The 21514-nt window shown below is 26.6% G+C and carries 23 protein-coding genes; 18 read left to right on the plus strand and 5 right to left on the minus strand.

The genetic code is table 11. The features are described 5' to 3' along the window. Window positions 1–55: 55 nt before the first annotated feature. Window positions 56–1354 (minus strand): adenylosuccinate synthase, encoded by a 1299-nt coding sequence (locus tag JYG23_RS12005; protein WP_207238022.1) that lies wholly within the window; start codon window positions 1352–1354, stop codon window positions 56–58. A gap of 256 nt (window positions 1355–1610) precedes the next feature. Here JYG23_RS12005 and JYG23_RS12010 point away from each other — a divergent pair, with 256 nt between their 5' ends. The 3 genes from JYG23_RS12010 (at window position 1611) to JYG23_RS12020 (ending at window position 2861) form a co-directional block, all read left to right on the plus strand. Beyond that, window positions 1611–1892, plus strand: coding sequence for a hypothetical protein (locus tag JYG23_RS12010; RefSeq protein ID WP_207235908.1), 282 nt, complete (start codon window positions 1611–1613; stop codon window positions 1890–1892). A 479-nt stretch (window positions 1893–2371) separates the two neighbouring features. Continuing rightward, window positions 2372–2557 carry a hypothetical protein gene (locus JYG23_RS12015; protein WP_207235909.1) on the plus strand — a complete coding sequence of 62 codons (186 nt, stop codon included), beginning with the start codon at window positions 2372–2374 and terminating at the stop codon, window positions 2555–2557. A 106-nt stretch (window positions 2558–2663) separates the two neighbouring features. Continuing rightward, the gene (locus JYG23_RS12020; protein WP_207235910.1) at window positions 2664–2861 is read left to right on the plus strand and encodes a hypothetical protein; all 198 of its coding nucleotides are present in this window, start codon (window positions 2664–2666) and stop codon (window positions 2859–2861) included. 339 nt (window positions 2862–3200) lie between these two features. Here the strand turns inward: JYG23_RS12020 and JYG23_RS15170 are convergent, their stop codons facing one another. Continuing rightward, on the minus strand, window positions 3201–3467 hold the full coding sequence (locus JYG23_RS15170; protein WP_207235911.1) for a hypothetical protein: 267 nt from the start codon (window positions 3465–3467) through the stop codon (window positions 3201–3203). Window positions 3468–4271: 804 nt separating this feature from the next. On the opposite strand from JYG23_RS15170, the gene JYG23_RS12030 reads away from it, so the two are divergent. The 9 genes from JYG23_RS12030 to JYG23_RS12070 all read left to right on the plus strand — a co-directional run bounded on the left by JYG23_RS12030 (window position 4272) and on the right by JYG23_RS12070 (window position 13189). Beyond that, window positions 4272–4457, plus strand: coding sequence for a hypothetical protein (locus JYG23_RS12030; protein ID WP_207235912.1), 186 nt, complete (start codon window positions 4272–4274; stop codon window positions 4455–4457). 106 nt (window positions 4458–4563) lie between these two features. Beyond that, the gene (locus JYG23_RS12035) at window positions 4564–5652 is read left to right on the plus strand and encodes a radical SAM/SPASM domain-containing protein (RefSeq protein ID WP_207235913.1); all 1089 of its coding nucleotides are present in this window, start codon (window positions 4564–4566) and stop codon (window positions 5650–5652) included. After that, on the plus strand, window positions 5645–6886 hold the full coding sequence (locus JYG23_RS12040) for a radical SAM/SPASM domain-containing protein (protein WP_207235914.1): 1242 nt from the start codon (window positions 5645–5647) through the stop codon (window positions 6884–6886). Before JYG23_RS12035 ends, JYG23_RS12040 begins: the two co-directional genes overlap by 8 nt. Before the next feature lie 81 nt (window positions 6887–6967). After that, window positions 6968–7933 carry a radical SAM/SPASM domain-containing protein gene (locus JYG23_RS12045; RefSeq protein WP_207235915.1) on the plus strand — a complete coding sequence of 322 codons (966 nt, stop codon included), beginning with the start codon at window positions 6968–6970 and terminating at the stop codon, window positions 7931–7933. Window positions 7934–8036: 103 nt separating this feature from the next. After that, complete coding sequence (locus JYG23_RS12050) at window positions 8037–8219, plus strand: hypothetical protein (RefSeq protein ID WP_207235916.1); 183 nt, start codon at window positions 8037–8039, stop codon at window positions 8217–8219. Window positions 8220–8309: 90 nt separating this feature from the next. After that, window positions 8310–10022 (plus strand): ABC transporter ATP-binding protein, encoded by a 1713-nt coding sequence (locus JYG23_RS12055; protein ID WP_207235917.1) that lies wholly within the window; start codon window positions 8310–8312, stop codon window positions 10020–10022. Between the two features lie 52 nt (window positions 10023–10074). Further along, window positions 10075–11343 carry a pitrilysin family protein gene (locus JYG23_RS12060; protein ID WP_207235918.1) on the plus strand — a complete coding sequence of 423 codons (1269 nt, stop codon included), beginning with the start codon at window positions 10075–10077 and terminating at the stop codon, window positions 11341–11343. 23 nt (window positions 11344–11366) lie between these two features. Further along, the gene (locus JYG23_RS12065; RefSeq protein WP_207235919.1) at window positions 11367–11924 is read left to right on the plus strand and encodes a hypothetical protein; all 558 of its coding nucleotides are present in this window, start codon (window positions 11367–11369) and stop codon (window positions 11922–11924) included. A 56-nt stretch (window positions 11925–11980) separates the two neighbouring features. Then, window positions 11981–13189, plus strand: coding sequence for an MFS transporter (locus JYG23_RS12070; RefSeq protein ID WP_207235920.1), 1209 nt, complete (start codon window positions 11981–11983; stop codon window positions 13187–13189). 90 nt (window positions 13190–13279) lie between these two features. Here JYG23_RS12070 and JYG23_RS12075 read toward each other — a convergent pair whose 3' ends face one another. The 3 genes from JYG23_RS12075 to guaA form a co-directional block, all read right to left on the minus strand. Continuing rightward, window positions 13280–14011: a hypothetical protein gene (locus JYG23_RS12075; protein WP_207235921.1), complete on the minus strand. Its 732-nt coding sequence runs from the start codon at window positions 14009–14011 to the stop codon at window positions 13280–13282. Between the two features lie 283 nt (window positions 14012–14294). Next, complete coding sequence (locus JYG23_RS12080; protein WP_207235922.1) at window positions 14295–14621, minus strand: hypothetical protein; 327 nt, start codon at window positions 14619–14621, stop codon at window positions 14295–14297. Between the two features lie 396 nt (window positions 14622–15017). Continuing rightward, the gene (gene guaA / locus JYG23_RS12085; protein WP_207235923.1) at window positions 15018–16550 is read right to left on the minus strand and encodes a glutamine-hydrolyzing GMP synthase; all 1533 of its coding nucleotides are present in this window, start codon (window positions 16548–16550) and stop codon (window positions 15018–15020) included. 242 nt (window positions 16551–16792) lie between these two features. On the opposite strand from guaA, the gene JYG23_RS12090 reads away from it, so the two are divergent. The 6 genes from JYG23_RS12090 to JYG23_RS12115 are packed head-to-tail and all read left to right on the plus strand — an operon-like array spanning window position 16793 to window position 21477. Then, window positions 16793–17887: a GNAT family N-acetyltransferase gene (locus JYG23_RS12090; protein ID WP_207235924.1), complete on the plus strand. Its 1095-nt coding sequence runs from the start codon at window positions 16793–16795 to the stop codon at window positions 17885–17887. A 12-nt stretch (window positions 17888–17899) separates the two neighbouring features. Further along, the gene (locus tag JYG23_RS12095) at window positions 17900–18556 is read left to right on the plus strand and encodes an ABC transporter ATP-binding protein (protein ID WP_207235925.1); all 657 of its coding nucleotides are present in this window, start codon (window positions 17900–17902) and stop codon (window positions 18554–18556) included. After that, window positions 18553–19266, plus strand: a complete 714-nt coding sequence (locus JYG23_RS12100; RefSeq protein ID WP_207235926.1) for a hypothetical protein — start codon at window positions 18553–18555, stop codon at window positions 19264–19266. The genes JYG23_RS12095 and JYG23_RS12100 overlap by 4 nt, the downstream gene beginning before the upstream one ends. A gap of 1 nt (window position 19267) precedes the next feature. Then, window positions 19268–20029, plus strand: coding sequence for a hypothetical protein (locus JYG23_RS12105; protein ID WP_207235927.1), 762 nt, complete (start codon window positions 19268–19270; stop codon window positions 20027–20029). 4 nt (window positions 20030–20033) lie between these two features. Next, a complete protein-coding gene (locus tag JYG23_RS12110) occupies window positions 20034–21095 on the plus strand; it encodes a hypothetical protein (RefSeq protein WP_207235928.1) in 1062 nt (353 codons plus the stop codon). Window positions 21096–21114: 19 nt separating this feature from the next. Next, window positions 21115–21477, plus strand: coding sequence for a hypothetical protein (locus tag JYG23_RS12115; protein ID WP_207235929.1), 363 nt, complete (start codon window positions 21115–21117; stop codon window positions 21475–21477). Window positions 21478–21514: the final 37 nt, after the last annotated feature.

Below are 21514 nucleotides of genomic sequence, written 5' to 3' on the forward strand. Positions count from 1 at the left end.
TATGTCAATAGAAAACTAAATAAAATAAAAAAAATCGCGATTTCTCGCGATTTTTTTACTTTAACATTTCTTTTCTCATAAATGTTTGTTGTCTTTGTGGTCCAACTGATACTATGTCACAGTTAACACCAGTTAATTCCTCTATTTTTTTAACGTATTTTTTTGCATTCTCAGGTAATTCTTCATAAGTAGAAGCTTTTTCAATTTCTTTTAAACTCCAACCGTCCATTTCGATAAATACTGGTTTGCACTCTTTTAATTCTTCTAGGCTTGATGGGAATAATTTAACTTCATTTCCATCTACTTCGTAAGCAGTACATATTTTAATTTTTTCTATATCTGACAGAGTGTCTAGTTTAGTTAATGCAATTGAACTAATTCCGTTTACATCAATTGAGTAATTTAACATGACAATGTCTAGCCATCCACATCTTCTAGGTCTTCCTGTAGTGGTTCCATATTCAAATCCTTGTTCCCTAATAAAATCTCCAGTTTTATCAAACAACTCAGTAGGGAAAGGACCCATACCAACTCTAGTTGTATATGCTTTTACAACTCCCATAGCAGCATCTAAATCATAAGGACTAAGACCTGTACCTATGCAAATTCCAGCAGCACCTGGATGAGATGAGGTTACAAATGGATAAGTTCCAAAATCTATATCAAGCAATGTAGCTTGAGCACCTTCAAATACAATTTTTTTATTTGCCTTAATAGCATCCTTTAGTACTCTGATAACTGAGCTTGTGCTTACAATATATTTTTCTAATTTTTCTAATGCTTCAATACTATCTTTAAGAGTTTTTTCAACATCTAATGGAGTAGCATTGTAATATGATTCAATTAATTTATTCTTTTTCTTTATATTTTTTGTTAATTTTTCTATGAAACTTTCTATATATTTGAAATCACATAATCTTAAGCCGCTTCTTTCAGCTTTGTCAACATAACATGGTCCTATACCCTTAATAGTAGTACCAATTTTTTTATCTCCTCTTTCTTCTTCCTTAAGTTTATCAATTTCTATATGATAGGGAAAAATTATATGTGCTCTATCACTGATTTGAAGATTTTTTACTTCAACGCCTAATCCATTTAAATACTCAATTTCTTTTAATAAAGACATAGGATTTAAAGCTACGCCGTTGCCAATAATACATTTCTTGTCAGAAAATAATATACCTGATGGAACTAAATGAAGCTTGTATTTTACATCATCAACTTCAACTGTATGACCAGCATTATCTCCTCCAGAATATCTAACAACATAATCAGCTTTTTGAGCTAAATAGTCAGTGATTTTACCTTTCCCTTCATCGCCCCATTGAGCTCCTACTATAACTAAGTTTGACATAATCATATTTCCCTTCTTATCTGAATTTAAAGTACATAAAATTAGTATTTCAACTACTGATTTTATATCCTAAAAATTTTTGTATTTTGAATATATTTTATAATTAAGTATATAAACTATTCTTTTCAAAATTTCTATAAATATTACCATCTATAAAATAATTTCTATTAAAAAAGCATTTATCGTAAATGCACGACATATTATTACAAAAGCTAAATAAAAAAAATGATAAAATATAAAAAATGGAGGTGGTATTATGAAAAATAGTAAAGAGTTAAATAGTATGCTTTATGACAATCTATTAAGACAAATAAACAAAGAAGGAATCAATGTAAAGAATACATTTTTTTACTTAGCAAAAGAGGAAATTCAAATTATATATAATACTTGTTTAGATTTATTTTTGAAGCAAATTATTAACGTTTCAGTACATGATGAAAAATGCATAAGACTTATCAAAAGGAATGAATTATTAGAAATTGTTAAAGAAGAGGATAAAGTATTATATGATAAACACGTAATGTCAGTTTATACGTAACATTTACAGCAATAAAAAAGTATGTTTGATAGATTCTAAATCATATTAATCATACTTTTTTTAATGTTATCTACATTGTTAACCTATTTCCTACTTATTACTTTTATCAAATATATCATTAAGAGCTCTTGTCTAGTCTAATTTGATGAGATATCAAGAAATAATTATTCGACATTATGTATTATGAAATTGTATTATATGTATTATAATACATGACTGCTTATATAAAAATAATATATTAGTATTGGAAACTACTTGATATACAAGTTCACATAGTAATATTATTAAAAAAGCAAATATACAATAAAAATCTATAATCAAGTGCTAAATGAATAAATATAGATAGCTATTTATATCTACACATTTAAAAATAATGGTATAATATTGAATATAAAAGAGAACATAATTTATTGCTCAATAAATGCCTACAAGATAAAAGTAGTACTAAATATTGTAAGATAATAATAGGAGGTAATGTGATGGAAAATAATAAATTTAAAGCTGTTAAAAAGGTATTAGATGAAAATAATGTTAATGCAATGAATGACGAACAATTTGTAAAGTTATTGGAAGAAGAAAATGTAAACAGTGATGGTTCTAAAAATGCTTTAGAGCAGACAGGTGTGGTTCCATTAAATGATGGTTGTGGAATAATGGGTTGCTAAAAAGCGTTAAAAAGTAGCATAATAATTATTAAAGCAGTTTAGTAATTAAATACATACTTTATCTTGTAGGTAATTTTAAAAAATTAGTATAAGGTTTGGAGATAAAATGAGTATTATTAAAAAAGAAACTTCTTTAGGACTATTATACTATAGTGATATTACATATAGGTATTTGCTATATTATAATGGAAAAATTATTAACGATGAGGCACAAGTAGAGAGGTTATTTGAAGACAATAGAATACCTTTTAGAGTTCAATTCGAGATAACAGAAAAATGTAATTTTTCTTGTTACTACTTATGATTTTACAGATATTTTAAAATATATAAATACTAAAAACTTCATTATTCTTCTGATTCGTTTTAAATTATATATGATTCCAAACTGACCTTCTAACGTCATTTTAATCTGTTCAGCACCTTTTTTTGATTTTTAAAATTATATGCTTCTAAGATATTTCTTTGATTTCCTCATCATTAATATCTTGTTTTTCCCTTGAAATTTGTGATTTTAATGAGAAGTAGTTTTAATATCCAGAACGGGATACACCTACTAATTTACATAAATAGCTTATCATATTCTTAAGTTTATATTTTTTAATCACTAAATTTATCAGTATAAATTTTTGCTTAATTGACAATCCTACTTCTTTATCATCCCCCTTTCTAAAAGTTCGATTTTTTTTAGCAATTTATTTTCAGCTTTCAATAAACTATTTTTAACTTTTAGTAGCGTATATTTCTCTTCTATTGATAATTCTTTTTTGCTCGGGCTTCTTAAATTCTTTTTCCTTGTATTTTGTAATCCATCTACCCCATCTTTTTTATAAGCTCTACGCCACCGCTTTCCAGATGAGTAAATTTGATTTGGTCCGAGAATTTCTATATCAAATCCACACTCTTCAAACATATACGTTGTAGGCTTGCGACTTTCATTTTCAGTTATAAAAATGCGTTTGGGTTCATCTCTCTTTTTCTATTATACATAAAAATACCCTATTGGGTAGATTTTTTAAAAATTGTCTATACTATAGGGTACATTTTACTTAGCAAAAGAAGAAATTCAAGTTATATATAATACTTGTTTAGATTTATTTTTAAAACAAATTATTAACATTTCAGTACATGATGAAAAATGCATAAGACTTATCAAAAGGGATGAATTATTAAAAATTGTTAAAGCAGAAGATAAAGTATTATATGATAAACACGTAATGGCAGTTCATACGTAGCATTTTACAGCAATAAAAAAGTATGTTTGATAGATTCTAAATTATATTAATCATACTTTTTTATTAATGTTATCTACATTATTAACCTATTTCCTATTTATTACTTTTATTAAGTACATCATAAGGTACTTTTGTTCAGTTTAATTTAATGAGACACCAAGAAATAAAAATTCGACATTATATAACAAATAATTGTATTATACGCATTAAAATACATGACTGTTCATATAAAAATAATATATTATCATTGGAAACTATTTGATATACATAACTTATATTAATATCAGTAAGAAAGTAAATATACAATAAAAATCTATAATCAAGTAATAAATGAATAAATATAAATGGCTATTTATATTTACACAATTACAAAATAATGGTATAATATTGAGTATAAAAGAGAACATAATTTATTGCTTAATAAATGCCTACAAGATAAAAGTAATAATAAATATTATAAGATAATAATAGGAGGTTACATGATGGAAGATAATAAATATAAAGTAATTAAAAAGGTATTAGATGAAAATAATGTTAGCACAATGAATGACGAACAATTTGTAAAATTATTAGAAGAAGAAAATGTAAACAGTGATGGTGCTAAAAATGCATTAGAAGATATAAGTGCAGGTTTCTTATGTGGTGGTTGTGGAATAACTGGTTGCTAAATAGCATTAAAAAATAGCATTGTAATTATTAAAGCAGTTTAGTAATTAAATACATACTTTATCTTGTAGGTTATTTAGAAAAATTAGTATAAGGTTTGGGGATAAAATGAGTATTATTAAAAAAGAAACTTCTTTAGGACTATTATATTATAGTGATATAACATATAGGTATTTGCTATATTATAATGGAGAAATTATCAACGATGAGGCACAAGTAGAGAGGTTATTTGAAGACAATAGAATACCTTTTAGAGTTCAGTTCGAGATAACAGAAAAGTGTAATTTTTCTTGTTACTACTGTTATGCCGAGTCACTAAAATGCCAGAAAGATTTAGAAACAGATGATATTATGAAGATTATTGACAAGCTTGACGATATGGGAGTTGTATTTTTGGAAATTACAGGTGGAGAAGTATTATCAAGGTATGATTTCTTAGATATTATTAAATATATAAATACTAAAAACTTAATCGTTTCTATTTTTACTAATTCCAGTCAGTTAAATGACGAAATAATTTATCAACTAAAAAAAGGAAATGTAATGCATGTAAGTACATCATTATTAGCTCCAAATGAAGAAATATGTGATAAATTAACTGGTGTTCAGGGAAGCTTTAAAAAAATAATTAACGGAATAAATTTATTAAAAAACAGCGGCTTAAAATTCAGCATAAATAGTCCATTGACAAAACCAAACATAAATATGCTGAAGGAGTATAGAAAATTAGAAGAAAAATTGGGTGTAAAAATTGATACAACAATTAATCTTTGTGCATCGTTTGATGGATATGATAAAGTAAAAAAATATTCATTAGATAATAAAGATGTCAATCTTTTGAAGGAATTTTTTCCATACTTAGTTGGTAATGAAAATTTACATATTGTAAATAATTGTTCTGCACTAAAATCTAAATTTGCGTTAGATAGTTGCGGAAATATTATGCCATGTATGAAGTACAGAGTAAAATTAGGCAACATTTTGGATGATGATTTAATTGATGTCTGGGACAGTGACTTAGCTATATCCACATATAATAAGATTTATGATATACCTGATGATTGTACAAGTTGTAATATGAAAAAATATTGTAAATACTGTCCAGGTTTAATTTTGTACTATGAGAATAAAAGTGATTTTTGTCTCAATGCAAATATACTTAAAAATATATGTGAAAGTGTGGTTAGTTATGTATGATACACTACAATGCAAATTAAATCCTAATATACAAATTAAAAAATTAAGGAACGGAAAAAGCTATTTACTAGTAAACAACTATGGTGAAGATATTTATCCTATATTTTTAAAGGATAATGTCATTAAATTTATATCATCTATAACAACAAATGAGTATGTGAACAATAAAGAAAATAGATATACCGATTTAATAAATATTTTGTATAATCAAAATATTTTAGTAGATGAGTTTAATAATCAAAATAAAGTAAAATATAAATCTGAAAAAGATATAACAAAGTTGAGAGTTTTAGCGCTAGAGACGAGAACACCATTATATGCAAAATTTGAAATAACCTATACCTGCAATTACAAATGCAAATACTGTTTTATAAGTGGTTCTAAGAATAAAGTTCTTAGATATAAGGAAATAGAAAAGGTTTTGTATGAACTCAGCTTATCTGGTATAAATGAGTTGTATTTAACTGGTGGAGAACCGTTTACTCACCCTGATATACTAAAAATAATTGACTACTGCTCGAAACTTAATTTCAAGGTTATTATTCAGACTAATGGGTTTTATATAACAGAAGAAATTGCTAAAATTTTATCTTCATATAAAAACATTAGTATAAGTATCTCCTTTCATTCAGTTGATGAAAATCAATTTGATAATTTTACGGACACAGTTGGTTCTTATAGAAAGACATTAGAATCAATCAAAATATTAAAAAAATATAATGTTGATTTATTGTGTAAATGTTGTGTAACATGTGAAAATGAAAATAATATTAAAGATACTATACATTATTTTGAAGAAAATGACATTAAGTTTAGTTTGTTTACACAAATTTTGCCTAACGTAAATAATGAGCTAAGCACAAGGGAGTATTGCATGAATAACGAGACTATTTCTTGGCTGTATGAAAATAACTATTTAAAATTTATCAAATCTGTTTGTTCAGCATTTAAAGATAAATTTTGGGTATCTCCATTGGGGGAAATATATCCATGTGAACTGTTCCGGCATTCAGTCGGCAATCTATTAAATAGTAGTTTTAAAGAGATATGGGAAAATGAAGAGTCGCTAAAATTTGTAATTGACAAATTATATTCAAATGAAGAAAAGTGCATAGATTGTCAATATTCTAAATGGTGCAATAAATGTTTGGCATACAAATACTTTGATAACTGGACAGGCTATTTGGAACAATTTTGCCAAAAAGCAATGACAGTAAAAAAACTATATAGTTAGTATTTATATGATAACAAGCTTATATTGAGTTGAGCATAGTATAAGGATTACATAATTATTTTTATTGAGAGGGTGAAAACAATGAAATTCAGGACACTAACGCTGCTAATAACATATAAATGCAATGCAGAATGTGATATATGTGTATTTTGCTGTAATAAACAAAAAAATGACAAAATGAACCTAGATGATGCATATAGATATATAGATGAGGCATTTGAAATTGAAAGTTTTGAAAATTTAGCCATATCAGGTGGAGAACCATTCTTGTTTTTTGAAGATCTTATAAAAATATGTAAAAAAGCACATAAAAAAAACATTCCAATAACAATTAGTACAAATGGATTTTGGGCTAGCAGTATTGAAAAGACAAGTGAAATTATTGAACAATTAATACTATTAGGTGTAACAAGCTTATATATTAGCGTAGATCAATTTCATGCTGAATATGTTCCTTATGATTGTATTAAAAACATATTAGTGGTATCTAAAAAATTAAAAATAAGAATAGATTTACATTCAATTATTACTAAAAATAGCTTAAAGCTTAAACATATTGTTGGAAAATTAGAAGATGAAATTATGAATTATAAAATTGTTCAGTTGCCTTGCGTGGCTTGTGGAAGAGCAAAAGAGAAGATTGATGAAAATGATTTTATATACCAAGATTCTATTCCAGTGTATAAATGTACTTATTTAAATACTTTAGTGATAGATTCTTATGGTAAAGCATATCCATGCTGTGGTGTTACAAATCGTAGTAAATATTTTTTGTTTGATAATGCAAATAAGCATTCTATTGAAGAAATAATTAGTTTTTATAATAATAATATCTATTTAAAATTGTTAGAAACATATGGAACAGGATGGTTTTTAGAAAATATAAAAAAATATAAATTAGATGTAAAATTAAAAAATAAATATACAAATGTATGCGAGCTTTGTGGAGATTTATTTAGTGACGATAATGACATTGAAATATATAGGGCTGCAATTAACAATGAAAAGCAAAAGATGATAAATAAACATGAATTAGTCTGTAAATAAACATGTAAACATTCATATATTATTTAATAGAAACCATATGATATTTAATTGTATTAATTATAAGCATGTTTTAAAACAAAATTAATGTATAAGGAGGTGTTGTATGAACAAAGATAAACCAGGAAATTCGAATAAAAGTCAAAAGAAAATATATTCACATGATTGCATAAAACATAATAAAGAAATAGATAATAAAATAATAACTTTACTAGATGAAGAAAAGGAAGTAAACAGCGATGGTAATAAGAACAGTGTGACTCATATGGGTTGTTCAAATGCATGCTAGAATACATAAAAAGATGAAGTTAATTTAAAAAGGGCTTTTGAATTGTAAAATATCATATGGTTTCTAAGAATCAAACAATTAGGAGGAAAAATGAGGGAATATTTATTTAAGCATAAGTTGTTGTTTTTTACCTGTATTGTATTAATTAGTTTGCTATGCGTATTAAATGTCTATGTAGCTTTTGTTTTACAAATGATAATTGATTGTGCAGATAGCTCAAGTATTTCAAAGTTATTAAACGTTTGTTGTTTTGTTGTTATTTTTTTATTTTTAAAGAGAGTATTAGCTTTTGTTTATGAAGTATCTCAAAATAGGTATTTATATAAGACACAGTTTGTTTTAAAACAGGATATTTTTAAAAATATAATGAAAAGAAATATTAAATTATTTAAAGATGATAATAGTGCAAACTATATATCTGCATTGACCAATGATATAAAGTTAATAGAAAATGATTATTTTTCAAATGTATTACTAATGATTTTATATGTAGTATTGTTTATATTAGGAGTAATCTCAATGATAAGCATTAATCCTATTTTATGTTTATATGTAACTGTGACATCTATATTGCCTATTATACCTTCGCTTTTATTTGGTGAAAAGGTTGGAACTAAAAATAAAAAATATTCAGATAGCTTAAGTAAATTTACTGTAAAAATAAAGGATTTATTTACAGGCTTTGAAGTAATAAAAGGGTTTAACATAGAAACAAAAGCAAACAAAGATTATCAATTAGTTAATGAAGAATGCGAAAATACAAAATATAAGTATGCTGTACTAAAATCTTTTGTAAATATTTTAACTGAATACTTAGGCGATATAGTTTTTTTTGGAACAACCGCTATTGGAGTATATTTTACAATAAAAGGTGATATGACAGTTGGTAGTGTTATTGCAGCTACGCAATTAATGAATTGTATAGTTAATCCGGTAATGAATTTAAGTGGTTGTATAACAAAATTCAAAGCAATAAAACCAATAAATGAAAAGATAATGAATTTAATTATAAACGAGAATATAAAAGATACTGGGATTAGTAAAAAGTTGTTCACAAATAGTATTAGATTTGACAACGTTGAATTTGGATATACTGAAGATAAAAAAATACTTAATGGCTTATCATTTGAAATAAAAAAAGGCGAAAAATATGCTATTGTTGGAGGAAGTGGAAGCGGAAAATCAACACTTATAAAATTATTACTAAGATTCTATGATGATTTTAACGGACAAATTACAATAGATGAACAAAAAGTAACAGATATTAATTACAATAGCTTATATAATTTAATATCAACTATTCAACAAAACGTTTTTATGTTTGATGATACTATTGAGAATAATATTTTACTATACAATAACTATGATTTGCAAACTATGTATGATGTTATTGAGAAGTCAGGCCTTAAAAACATGGTAGAAGCATTGCCACAAAAAGAAAAAAGTATAGTGGGCGAAAATGGAAGCAATTTATCTGGTGGAGAAAAGCAAAGAATTGCAATTGCAAGAGCATTAATTAAAGAAACTCCTATTCTTGTATTAGATGAGGCAACTTCGAGCCTTGATAATGAAAATGCATATAACATTGAAAATTCAATATTATCACTAAAAGAATTAACTTGTTTAGTAGTTACACATAAGTTAAATAAAGAAATATTAATGAAGTACGATAAAATATTAGTTTTGAAAAATGGAAAAGTTGAGGAAATAGGAACATTTGAAAAATTAATTAATGATAAAAGCTATTTTTACAATTTATACAATGTTGCAGGAACAGACGTGAAAAATTTGATGGTAGTATAAACTTTTATATAGTATTTTTTCCTTACTATATAAGGCATTTAAGGAGGATAATATGTTTAATGTATTAACATCCTATCTTGATAATGGTTTGAAGATTTTATTAAAAAGAATACCAGAACAAAAAACTATTTCATGCGGTGTTTGGTTTAATCAAGGTTCAAAAAATGAAGATAGCACTAACAATGGTATTTCACATTTAGCTGAGCATTTAATGTTTAAAACAAAAAGTAAAAACAGTTCATTAACTATGCAAGAGCACATAGAAGAACTGTTATCATACGGAGCACAATATAACGGTGCTACAACAAAGGATTATACTTGTTTTTACATAGATGGGCTTAGTAAATATTTTGATAAAATTATAGAAACATTATCATATATGGTAATTAATAAAGAAGAAATAACAGATGATATTTTAGAAAATGAAAAACTTATAGTTTTAAGAGAAGCAGAATCATATTTAAATTCATCTAGCCAAATAGGAGAAAGAGTAGGACAGGCGTTGTGGGGAGACTATAGTTATGGACAACTAACAATTGGTAAAATAGAAATTATAAAAAAAATTACAGCAAATATGTTAAATAATTTAATAAGAACTGCTTATGTTCCAGAAAATGCAACAATTGTTATCGTGGGTAATCTCGATTATGATAATGCATTAGACAGAATTGTTGAGTATTTTAATAAATGGAGTGATAATCAGAGTATAAGTACTTTTAAAGGGGTTTTAGAGAACAACCCTGGAATATATGTAAACAATAAATTTTCAGGAGATCGTTCAACAATTGGAATAGGCTTTTCTTCATACTCTGCAAAAGACAGTAGATGTAGATATGTAGATATACTAAAGAATATATTAGTTAAGCCAGGAAGTAATTTGTTTAGGGAGATAAGAGAAAAGAGAGGATTGGTATATTCACTAAACGGATTTACTACATCATTATCAGTTATAGGGTATACTGGTTTAGCATTCTCTGCTAATAATGATTTGATGTGTGAAATTATTAAATATATTATTGATGAGATAAGTAGTTTAAAAAATGGTAACATTGCAGAGGAAATGCTGAAAAAAATGAAAAGAATAAAGGAAACTAGTTTATTATATAGCTTAGAATCGACATCTGCTCAACTTATGACTATTGGCAAGAGTGCAATATGTGGAAGCATATTTTTACTAGAAGAAGAAGTAAGAGAACTAAATAAGATTACTGTTGATGATATTAGGGCTGTTGCTAGTGATATATTTTCAACAGAAAAGTTGTGTATGGCCGTTTTGGGTAACTGTGATATTGATAAAATAATACCTTTATTAGAATTTTAATCAAAGTATGGAGGTTATAACTTATGAGTGAATGTAATAATACAGCCGATAAATTAAAAATAGACGATGATAATATTATACGTGAAATTTTTAGTGGGAAATTGTTAGATATAGTTATAGAATTGATGGACAACCAATTATCTGAACAGCAGTTACTAAAAAAACTTGATATTTACCCTATGAGACTGAAATATTATATTAATAAATTACTAGAATACAATATTATTGAGTGTGTAAAAAATGATATTGTAAATCAAAGAGTTAATAATGTTTTCAAGTTGAGAAAGGATGATATTGATTTAATATTAAATTCGTGTAGTGAACACAATTTAGAATTAAATTTATTATCAGGCATTGAAAAGTACCGAAATATGGTTAAAAAATCTTTTCAATCTGTTTGTGCAAATCCAGATACAGCTAATAAACAGGCATTTTTAATTATTAGAGTAAGTGATGAAAAAGTGAAAGAATTTAAATGTGAATTAAATGAGGTTATAAAAAAATATTCAGAGCTAGAAGATAAAAGTGAAAAAAATAAATATCTTTATATGACATTATTATCAAGATATGATGAAGAGTAAATATAAGTAATGAAATAAATATAATAATATAATACTAAAAAATTTATGAGGTAAGTATGAAAAATCTTTTAAATAATAGAAATGCCATTTTTTTGTGGATATCAAGAACAATATCAAGATTTGGAGATGCATTAGAGAGTTTAGCATTAATGTATTTAGTATATGATATTACTGGTTCGGCATTAGCAATGAGTACCGTAATGATATTCAGTATGATACCAAATTTAATTGTAAGTCCAATTGCTGGCGCATTAGTGGACAGGTACAATAAAAAAACGATTCTTTTTATTGCAGAGTTAGTCAGAACAATTGCTATTTTTGCAATTCCAGTATTGTGTTGGTTAAATATTATAAAACTGTGGCACATAAATTTAGTTGCTGTGATAGTTTCAATTGCAGAAAGCTTTTATGAACCTTGTTATGGAGTTACTGTAGCTTTAACTGTTAAAAAAGAGGATTTACCTGTACTAAATTCTGTTGTAACGTTGTCCAATAATATTGCAAGATGTGTTGGATATTCTCTGGCAGGAATTATCATGTTTAGTATAGGAAAAAATATATTATTTATATTTGACTCTTTTACATTCTTATTGTCAGCTATATTTGCATTGTTTTTAAAAATCAATGAAGTAGTTGAAAATAAAAATATTGGTGTTAAGCAAATCGGTACAGATATTGTGAGCGGATTTAAATATTTAAAAAATGAAAGAATATTAATCGGATTTATAAGCGTATTTCTATTTATGAGTTTACTTATGTCACCACTTATAGAATTTTTACCCATATCACTTAAAAATGTTTTTTCTTTAAATGAAGCATGGGCGGGAATTCTAATGACGTTGTTCTCAATTGGAACAGTAGTGGGGAGCATATTATATCCTTTTGCATATAAATTAGGTATAAAATTTAATGTAGTAGTATTTATTTCATTTATTTCGATAGGTGGCTTAGTTTTAATAAGCACACTAATACCAAATAAAGTAGTAGTGTTATTTATGTATACAGTATTAGGTATTTTTGTTTCAGTTTTAAATATGTGGACATCTACAGGAATACAACAGGATTGCAACGTTGCATACTTAGGTAGAGTTTCTTCAATAATTTCAATAGTTGCTACTGCTACAACTCCACTAGCATGCGCAGTTTATGGATTTATTATTGATAGTTTTGGAATTATAACAATTTTCTTTGCTACATCAGTATGTTTTGTTTTAGCATCTATTGTTTTAAGTACATATACTAGAGCTTCAAAAATAAAAAGTTAAAAATAAAAAAAGAGTGTAAAAATATAAATTCTATCATATTTTTACACTCTTTGCTTTTATTTTGCCATAAACATATTAGCATTTGTTTTATTATTCTATATTCTTAACTATTTCCTCTATGCTTTTATAAGTAAATGTTTTTACTAAACCACAATCATCAAATGTATACTCATATAATTCGAATGTGTCTGCTCTATCAAAATACAAACAAACTAAAAATTCTATAAAATCATAATCTCCAGGTTCTTCAAATGTATATGTTCTATTTGCGTTCTTGCTTTTTGATTTTATATTGTCGCCTAAAAAATCATAGAAGTTTTTGTAGTTTTCTAATAGGTTATTATATATTCTTTCAAAACTTTCTTCTGATATTATTTGTTTTGGCTCATATATAGGGTAGCATATAGTTGCTTTATAATCTTTATTTACAAAAGAAATATTACTAAAATCAGTTCCATAATTTTTCTCTAATTCATCTTTTATATATGGAATTTTTACTTCACCAATACTACTACCATAGTATGAATTATATAATTTTATTTTGTATATTTCATTGTATCCATTTGCATAAAACCATTTTTCCACATTAGAAAATTCATTGAATCCATCAACCTCATCATACATTTTATTAAGCATTTCTATATATGCTTTTTCTTTAATAGCTATCTCTTCTTCTGTGTATTGTACCCATTCAACCTTATTATCTTGATCATCTTGATTTATTTTACTCATTTCTGATATTGTTAATCCACATGAATACTTATCAAGTCTATTCATAAAAGTAATAAATTTGAAATCAAAATAATTAAATCCTTTATTCATAAATATGGAACTAAATTCTAGAATTTCATTTGTACTGCTATTTACCAAAGGACGTTTGAAATATAAATAATTATAATACTTATATGTACCGCTTATCAAATAATTAAATATCTGCTTTTGTTCCAAATTAAATTGGTTAAATTGTGAAACCAAATTTTGTTGTTCATCGTTTAATTCAGTTGTTTGACTATCTTTATAATTACATGATGTCTGTAGAATTATTAAGCATATAAAAATAGATAATAATACTTTTTTAGCATGTTTCCTCCTAATAATTACATTCTTAATTTAATATAGCGCTTGTCCACTCTATATAGCTATATTCATGAATTTTTTTATAGTCTGATGGTAAAGAATCACCACAAGCACATTTATATGGTGTTTCAAGGTATGTTGTTACAATATGAATAATTACAAATTCAATATTGCCATCTGAATTTAGCATTGTACTAGATTTAGTACTTTCATAAGTTTTTTCTTTTGTTGTCATAGTAAAATATTTATGTATCCCATCTTCATAACAAGGACATGGTGTAACTGCATACGCAACCGCTGATAATAACATTGATAAAACTAACATCATTAAAATAATTTTTTTTATATTTTTCATTTTTACCTCCTAGAAAATTTTATTGTTTGTTACTATAAAAATATATATAATTGTTATATCTTTGATAATTTAAAATAATAGCAATTTATATAAAAATTTATAATATTTACAATATTTGTTATAAATTATATTTTAACATAATATGTTTTTTTTGTAAATAGTCATAAAATATTATACTACGACATTCTATTTTCTTTGAGAGTTTTGGGTGCTATTAGGTAGGGGGTAATCTGTTATACTAGTCATAGCCTTTGATTGTAAATTTTCCATAGGGAAGACCTCCTTAAAATAAAAAAAATAGATGGCTATGATTGCCGATTTTCTCAGCAAAACATAACCACCTATCATATTTATAATAATTCATTTGTCTAAAAATGTTTAAATATTAACAAAAAGTTACTCCCACTCAATAGTTGAAGGTGGCTTAGAAGTTATATCATAAACAATTCTGTTTACGTTGTCTACTTCGTTTACTATTCTGTTCGAAACTTTTTCTAATACATCATATGGTATTCTTGCCCAGTCTGATGTCATTCCGTCTGATGAGTTTACAGCTCTTAGTGCTATTGTATGAGAGTATGTTCTGTAATCTCCCATAACTCCAACACTTCTTACGTTAGGTAAGCAAGCAAAATATTGCCAAATACTATTTTGTAATCCTGCTTTTTTGATTTCATCCCTAAAGACAAAGTCTGCTTCTCTTATAATATGAAGTTTTTCTTCTGTTATTTCACCTAAGCATCTAATTGCAAGACCAGGGCCTGGGAAAGGCTGTCTAGAAACTAAATCTTCAGGTATTCCAACTTCTCTTCCAACCTGTCTAACTTCATCTTTGAACAATTGTCTTAATGGTTCTAATAATTCAAAATCAACATCTTCAGGTAGTCCGCCTACATTGTGGTGAGATTTAATTGTTGCTGCAGTAGCTGTACCACTTTCAACAACATCTGGATATATTGTTCCTTGAACTAGGAAATGAATATCTCCTTCTTTTTCTCTTAGTTTTTGTTTTTCTTCTTCAAAAACTCTAATAAATTCTTCACCTATAATTTTTCTTTTAGCTTCTGGCTCTGTAATACCGTTAAGTTTTCCTAAGAATTTTTCTCCAGCATTAACTCTTATAAGATTCATATCAAATTGTTCTCTGAAAATTTCCTCAACTTGATCGCCTTCATCTTTTCTAAGTAAACCATGGTCTACAAAAACACAAGTTAAATTCTTGCCTATAGCTTTATGAACTAAAACAGCAGCAACTGATGAATCAACACCACCAGATAAAGCACATATAGCTTTTCTATCTCCAACTATGTTTTTTATTTTTTCAATAGTTTCTAATGCAAAGTCGCCCATATTCCAGTCTGCTTTTAACTTACAAACATTAGTTAAAAAATTGTTTAATATTTCTCTACCCTTTTCAGAATGTTCAACCTCTGGGTGGAATTGTACAGCATATACTTGTTTTTCATCATTTTGCATAGCGCATACTGGACAAGTATCAGAAGAAGCTGTAATTTTAAAACCTTCTGGACATTCTTGTATGTAGTCTGTGTGACTCATCCAAATTAGAGAATCTTGTGGGATATCTTTAAATAATCCATCATTTGTTAATGTTTTTAATTCTACACGTCCATATTCTCTAGAGTCAGCTTTTGTTACTTTGCCACCAAAATTGTGGGCAATTAATTGTCCTCCATAGCATATACCAAGTACAGGAACGCCTAGATTAAATATTTCTTTATCAATAGCAGGTGCATTATCTTCATAAACACTTGCAGGACCTCCTGATAATATTATACCAGTAGGTTTTTTTGCTTTTATTTTATCTATTGTATAAGTGTATGGAACTATTTCACAGTAGATATTTGTCTCTCTTACTCTACGAGCAATTAGTTGACTGTATTGTGCACCAAAGTCGACTATAATTACCATTTTATGTTTCTCCTTTGTAGTTGTATTTATTTTTATATTATTATTATACCTAAAATATTATACTTTCATTAAATTTTAATTCATCTTTCAACTAAAGTCAATTAAAAAAACTATAATAATTACTTATAAATATTAGAAGTATAAAATTTTATTGTTTATTTTGGTTAATATATATTGTATACTTTATTTAACAAAGAGTATTGATATATTAATTAATAAATTAGTTTTGCATTGGAGGAATAATGAGCGAAAGAAAAATAGTGAATTTAAATTTAGAGAAAGATTTTGATAGCTTTGATGAGCTTTGTATATTATCGTTTGGGGAAAGGACAAATCAAGATTTAAGAATGCATAAATGGATGTTTGACGAAAATCCATATAATCCTAATGGTCATAATCTAATGTATGTATTAAAAGATGGAGATAAGATTATAGGTGCTGATGGATTGATCCCATTTAAGCTTTATGTTGACGGCAAAACTGTTGTTGGAGCCCATTCGGTTAAATCTATGACTCATCCTGATTTTAAAAGACAGGGTATATTTAGAATGATGACTGAAAATTCAGTTAATAGCGGTAGGGAAAATGGAGTAGATGTTATTATAGGCTTAGCTAACAAAAATTCTTATCCTGCATATGAAAGATTTGGATGGCCAACATTATTTGAAAAAGATGTTTTTGTAAGGCCTATAAACATTAAGCATAAGCTAAAAAATAAGGTAAAAGCTGATTTTATTGCAAGCTTTGGCAATGCAACATATAAATTATTAGATAAAATGAGATTAGCTCCAAAAAATGCTTTAAAAAAATTAAATGCACATGTATCGGAGTATGATAAGGTTCCTAAATTTATATCTGAGTATTTTGAAAAATATAAAGATAAATACGGAGTTTTAATAGTTAGAGATTATAAATATTTGAATTATAGATACAATAAAAGACCTGATGTAACTTATAAAACTTTGATAATTGAATCAAATGATGAGAAAATAGGGTTTGTTATTTTAAGAGAAACTAGTGCTAATGGCTCTAAAATGGTATCAGTAGCAGAAAATTTCACAGATCCTACAAATGAGTTGTTTATTGGTGCTATAGCACAAGCTATCATTGAGTATTGTTACAAGATTGATGCAGAATATGTTGTAGTCGGAACAGGTTTGTATGGAAAATTTAAAGATGTTTTACCAAAGTACGGATTTAATAAAAACAAAAAAAGGCTTATTAACAATATGATGATAGCCAATGCATTGACTGATAAAATTACAATTGATGAATTGATGGGGCATGAAAGATGGCATATAACTCAAGGAGATGGCGAAACAGAACTTGATTTATAGAAAGGAAATATTATGGAAAGTTATATAAGGTTTGAAAATGTAACTAAGTGCTTTAAACAAGAAACAGTAATCAATGATGTAAGTTTTGAGATTGAAAAAGGTAAAATTTATGGATTTGTAGGTAGAAATGGTTCTGGAAAAACAGTTATATTTAAGCTTATTGCAGGACTTTTGTTACCCACAAAGGGCAATATATATTACAATGGTAAGAATATAACTACCTCTAAGAATTTTATTGAATCATTGGGTGCTTTAATTGAAATACCGGGATTCATACCACATTACTCCGGTATGAAAAATCTTAGCATTTTAAACGGATTGAGTAAAAAAAGGGTTAGCAAAACCGAAATAGAAGATTATATGGAACTTATGGGACTTAATCCGAAAAATAAGAAACCGGTTAGGACATATTCACTTGGTATGAAACAAAAGTTAGGTATAGTACAAGCCATTATGAATAATCCTGATTTGCTTATTTTGGATGAACCTATGAATGGATTAGATGAAAGCAGTGTAGAAAGAATGAGAAATTTCTTTGTAGAATTAAGAGACAAGAAAAATACTACAATTATTTTAGCTTCGCATAATAAGGAAGATATAGAAATCTTATGTGATAAATTATTTCATGTAGTGGATGGAAGTTTGAGAGAGGAATGTGCTAGTCTATGAGATTTTTAATTGTTGATTTTAAAAGAGGATTGACAGAGAAAAATTTTCATATGTCTTTGATTTTAGGAATCATTTGTGTATTAGGTTCAATATTTTTTATAACTGCAAATAAAAATGATATACCATTAAATATATTTATATCTGCTCATGGATTAGTATTGCCTTTTGTTGCACCATTTTTAGCTGCAATTGCATATAGCAATATGAATATGATTGAAAAAGACTTTAAATATGATTTATTGATGTCTATTAGACAAAAAAATGCCTCGTTTGAGATAAGGAGATTTTTAGTTAATGGAATAATATCAGGGTTGGCAATAGTTATACCAATAATTTTTTTGTTTATAATATATTTATGTATTGGTGTAGATAATTTGGTAAATCAAATTATAGGTGTTATTATATTAGATTTTATATTTGGATTTGCATTCGGCTCATTATCATATGCATTGACGTTTGTAAATACAAAAAAGTACATACCAGTTGTAGCACCGGAAGTTATATATCTCCTTTTAATATACTCATTCCCACATTTAGGATTGGAGGTTTTTTATCCACCTTTATGTTTTTCACCTTGGATTTTACCAATGTATGCAAATGGGCATAATATAATAATTTTATTATCAGCGTGTATTTTATTTTCGCTAATGATTGTTATAATAGCTAAAGTATATAATTTCGTTGAATTCAGAAGGGCGGGAGGAAAATAAAATGAGAAATTTGAGATATAATATATCCGAAAGCTTTAATATATTTAGATGGTCTTTGGTTATCATAATATTTTCCTTTGTTGCAGTTGTTAGTGTTTATAAATATATTAATTTGTCTAATTCGGTTGCAATAACATATACTTCATTAGAGACAACATATTTAATATTAAATGATACGATAAGTATAGTGTATATTTATTTGCCATTATATTTGTTCACGATATGTGGTCTTATGTTAAATGATAATTTTGGTTCAATAGAAGTATTGAAATGTGGAAGTAGGGGAAAGTGGATTTTTAATAAATCTATGACGTTATTATTTTACACTTTGATATTTTTTCTAATATTGTTTTGTATAAACTTTGCTATAAGTCATAGAGTTTTCCCATATAGTTCTGTATGGAGTACGGATTTCGTAAAAACACAGGTGTCATTAGGTCAAGAAGTTATAAATTTTACTAGTTCACCAATTAAGACAATAGGGGCATCTTTAGTAACACTATTTTTTGTTTATTTATTGTCGGGTAATGTGAGTGTATTGGTTTCTTTGATTACCAATAAAGAGTCGGTTTCTTTGATAGCGTCCTTGATAGTGGGAGTGATAATAAGTATTTTACTTACTAAAATAGTACTTTTTCAAAAAAGCATAGATATTTTCAAACAATATAATTTTATATTAATAGCATGTATTATCATAATATTTTTAGTTAATTACTTAATTGCTAGGAAAAAAGATTTTAATATGGGTAAAGGAATTAGGTGATAGAATGAAGAAGAATATTTTAAAATTATTAATACTATGTTTTGTTACTGTATGTAGTTTAAAAGTGTCATCATATTTTGTCAATGACCATGTTTTAGAAGTTGAAGTTAAGGAGAAATCAATTGCAGATGCATTAATAAAGAAGCAAATGCAGGAAACTTTAAAGGAAGCAGAAGAAGAAATCGAACAGGCTAAAAAAGAAGATAATTTAGTTGTAGAGACAGAAAAAGTGGAAATGAAACCACCTGTTGTAGAAGAAAAGCCGAAAGAAGAAATTGAGATTAGTGACAATGCAAATAGCAATAATACAAATAGTGTTGATAATACAAATGTTGATAATGCAGATGAAAATGTAGAAAACACTATAGATGGAGAAGATAGTGAAGTATCAGACGTTACTGAGAATGGTGATACAGAAATTACAGAAGATACAGAAGATAAAATTATAGTACCTGGAGTAGGCGAATTTGATGAATTAGATGAAGAAGCTATAACTCAAATAGAGACGTATTTGGTAGATAATTATTTTCTGGATGGCTATGTATATGCTGAGATTGAAACTGATGAGAAATTGAAGGAAAGAAAGATATTAGTTAGAGATATGGAAGATTATGTAGTAAATAGCATGATAGAAATGGCTAAGTTACTAGATATATTAGAAACACTTGACTTTGATAGTGTAATAGATGTTAAGACTAATGTAGAGACATATAAAACTAATTTCGAAGAAAATTATGGTGCTGTAGAAAAAAACGGATTGCAATTTGAAGAAATATATGATTTAACCATTAATTATTTTGATAAATGTACATTTACACTTGATAAAATAGTTGAAATGTCTGATACTATCAATAATTCATCAAATGCATTTTTAGCAATGACTGTAGCTCTTTCAATGTTAGATACTGATATCATGCCAGCTATAAAGGATATAATTAATAGTGGAATTGATTTAAAAGAAAAGACCAATATTATATACTTAGAAGGAGTAGAAGGTAAAAAACTTTTATCTAGAGAAGAAGTTATAGAAATAATCAATATATTGCAAGAAGTTGCTTTAAATTAAGATTTATAGAGAGGTAATTATGGAAAAAAACTATAAGAAAGAACGAAAGTCAACAATTATATATATAGTATTGTATGTTGCAATTGTTTTTGTTTTTTATTATATAGGTTATTTAGATTTTAAAATAATAAGAACAAAATATATGCTTTTTTTAGGCATAATTATATTGTCTTTAATTTTTAAGTATAAAGCATTGGGAATCGCAGTATATGGTGCTTCTTTAGTAGCTTTGGTTGGTGAATATGTTCTTTCTTTACAAAGTAGTATAGACAGCTCGAATATAGCAAACAGTTTTGGCGAACTAGTAAGAACAATTGGGTTTATACTTGGTTTTGTATTTCAAATGTATTCAATTCAAAAGAATATTCAAAATAGAAAATAGAAATTTAAAACTCAATAACATATAGGATGTTATTGAG

This window comes from Sedimentibacter sp. zth1, assembly GCF_017352195.1.
Lineage (GTDB): Bacteria > Bacillota > Clostridia > Tissierellales > Sedimentibacteraceae > UBA1535.

What these genes read in the sequence shown, in the direction of transcription:
- JYG23_RS12005 (WP_207238022.1), bottom strand. Translation starts at nt 1,354, where the DNA reads ATGTCAAACTTAGTTATAGTAGGAGCTCAATGGGGCGATGAAGGGAAA.
- JYG23_RS12010 (WP_207235908.1), top strand. Translation starts at nt 1,611, where the DNA reads ATGAAAAATAGTAAAGAGTTAAATAGTATGCTTTATGACAATCTATTA.
- JYG23_RS12015 (WP_207235909.1), top strand. Translation starts at nt 2,372, where the DNA reads ATGGAAAATAATAAATTTAAAGCTGTTAAAAAGGTATTAGATGAAAAT.
- JYG23_RS12020 (WP_207235910.1), top strand. Translation starts at nt 2,664, where the DNA reads ATGAGTATTATTAAAAAAGAAACTTCTTTAGGACTATTATACTATAGT.
- JYG23_RS15170 (WP_207235911.1), bottom strand. Translation starts at nt 3,467, where the DNA reads ATGTTTGAAGAGTGTGGATTTGATATAGAAATTCTCGGACCAAATCAA.
- JYG23_RS12030 (WP_207235912.1), top strand. Translation starts at nt 4,272, where the DNA reads ATGGAAGATAATAAATATAAAGTAATTAAAAAGGTATTAGATGAAAAT.
- JYG23_RS12035 (WP_207235913.1), top strand. Translation starts at nt 4,564, where the DNA reads ATGAGTATTATTAAAAAAGAAACTTCTTTAGGACTATTATATTATAGT.
- JYG23_RS12040 (WP_207235914.1), top strand. Translation starts at nt 5,645, where the DNA reads ATGTATGATACACTACAATGCAAATTAAATCCTAATATACAAATTAAA.
- JYG23_RS12045 (WP_207235915.1), top strand. Translation starts at nt 6,968, where the DNA reads ATGAAATTCAGGACACTAACGCTGCTAATAACATATAAATGCAATGCA.
- JYG23_RS12050 (WP_207235916.1), top strand. Translation starts at nt 8,037, where the DNA reads ATGAACAAAGATAAACCAGGAAATTCGAATAAAAGTCAAAAGAAAATA.
- JYG23_RS12055 (WP_207235917.1), top strand. Translation starts at nt 8,310, where the DNA reads ATGAGGGAATATTTATTTAAGCATAAGTTGTTGTTTTTTACCTGTATT.
- JYG23_RS12060 (WP_207235918.1), top strand. Translation starts at nt 10,075, where the DNA reads ATGTTTAATGTATTAACATCCTATCTTGATAATGGTTTGAAGATTTTA.
- JYG23_RS12065 (WP_207235919.1), top strand. Translation starts at nt 11,367, where the DNA reads ATGAGTGAATGTAATAATACAGCCGATAAATTAAAAATAGACGATGAT.
- JYG23_RS12070 (WP_207235920.1), top strand. Translation starts at nt 11,981, where the DNA reads ATGAAAAATCTTTTAAATAATAGAAATGCCATTTTTTTGTGGATATCA.
- JYG23_RS12075 (WP_207235921.1), bottom strand. Translation starts at nt 14,011, where the DNA reads ATGAATAAAGGATTTAATTATTTTGATTTCAAATTTATTACTTTTATG.
- JYG23_RS12080 (WP_207235922.1), bottom strand. Translation starts at nt 14,621, where the DNA reads ATGAAAAATATAAAAAAAATTATTTTAATGATGTTAGTTTTATCAATG.
- guaA (WP_207235923.1), bottom strand. Translation starts at nt 16,550, where the DNA reads ATGGTAATTATAGTCGACTTTGGTGCACAATACAGTCAACTAATTGCT.
- JYG23_RS12090 (WP_207235924.1), top strand. Translation starts at nt 16,793, where the DNA reads ATGAGCGAAAGAAAAATAGTGAATTTAAATTTAGAGAAAGATTTTGAT.
- JYG23_RS12095 (WP_207235925.1), top strand. Translation starts at nt 17,900, where the DNA reads ATGGAAAGTTATATAAGGTTTGAAAATGTAACTAAGTGCTTTAAACAA.
- JYG23_RS12100 (WP_207235926.1), top strand. Translation starts at nt 18,553, where the DNA reads ATGAGATTTTTAATTGTTGATTTTAAAAGAGGATTGACAGAGAAAAAT.
- JYG23_RS12105 (WP_207235927.1), top strand. Translation starts at nt 19,268, where the DNA reads ATGAGAAATTTGAGATATAATATATCCGAAAGCTTTAATATATTTAGA.
- JYG23_RS12110 (WP_207235928.1), top strand. Translation starts at nt 20,034, where the DNA reads ATGAAGAAGAATATTTTAAAATTATTAATACTATGTTTTGTTACTGTA.
- JYG23_RS12115 (WP_207235929.1), top strand. Translation starts at nt 21,115, where the DNA reads ATGGAAAAAAACTATAAGAAAGAACGAAAGTCAACAATTATATATATA.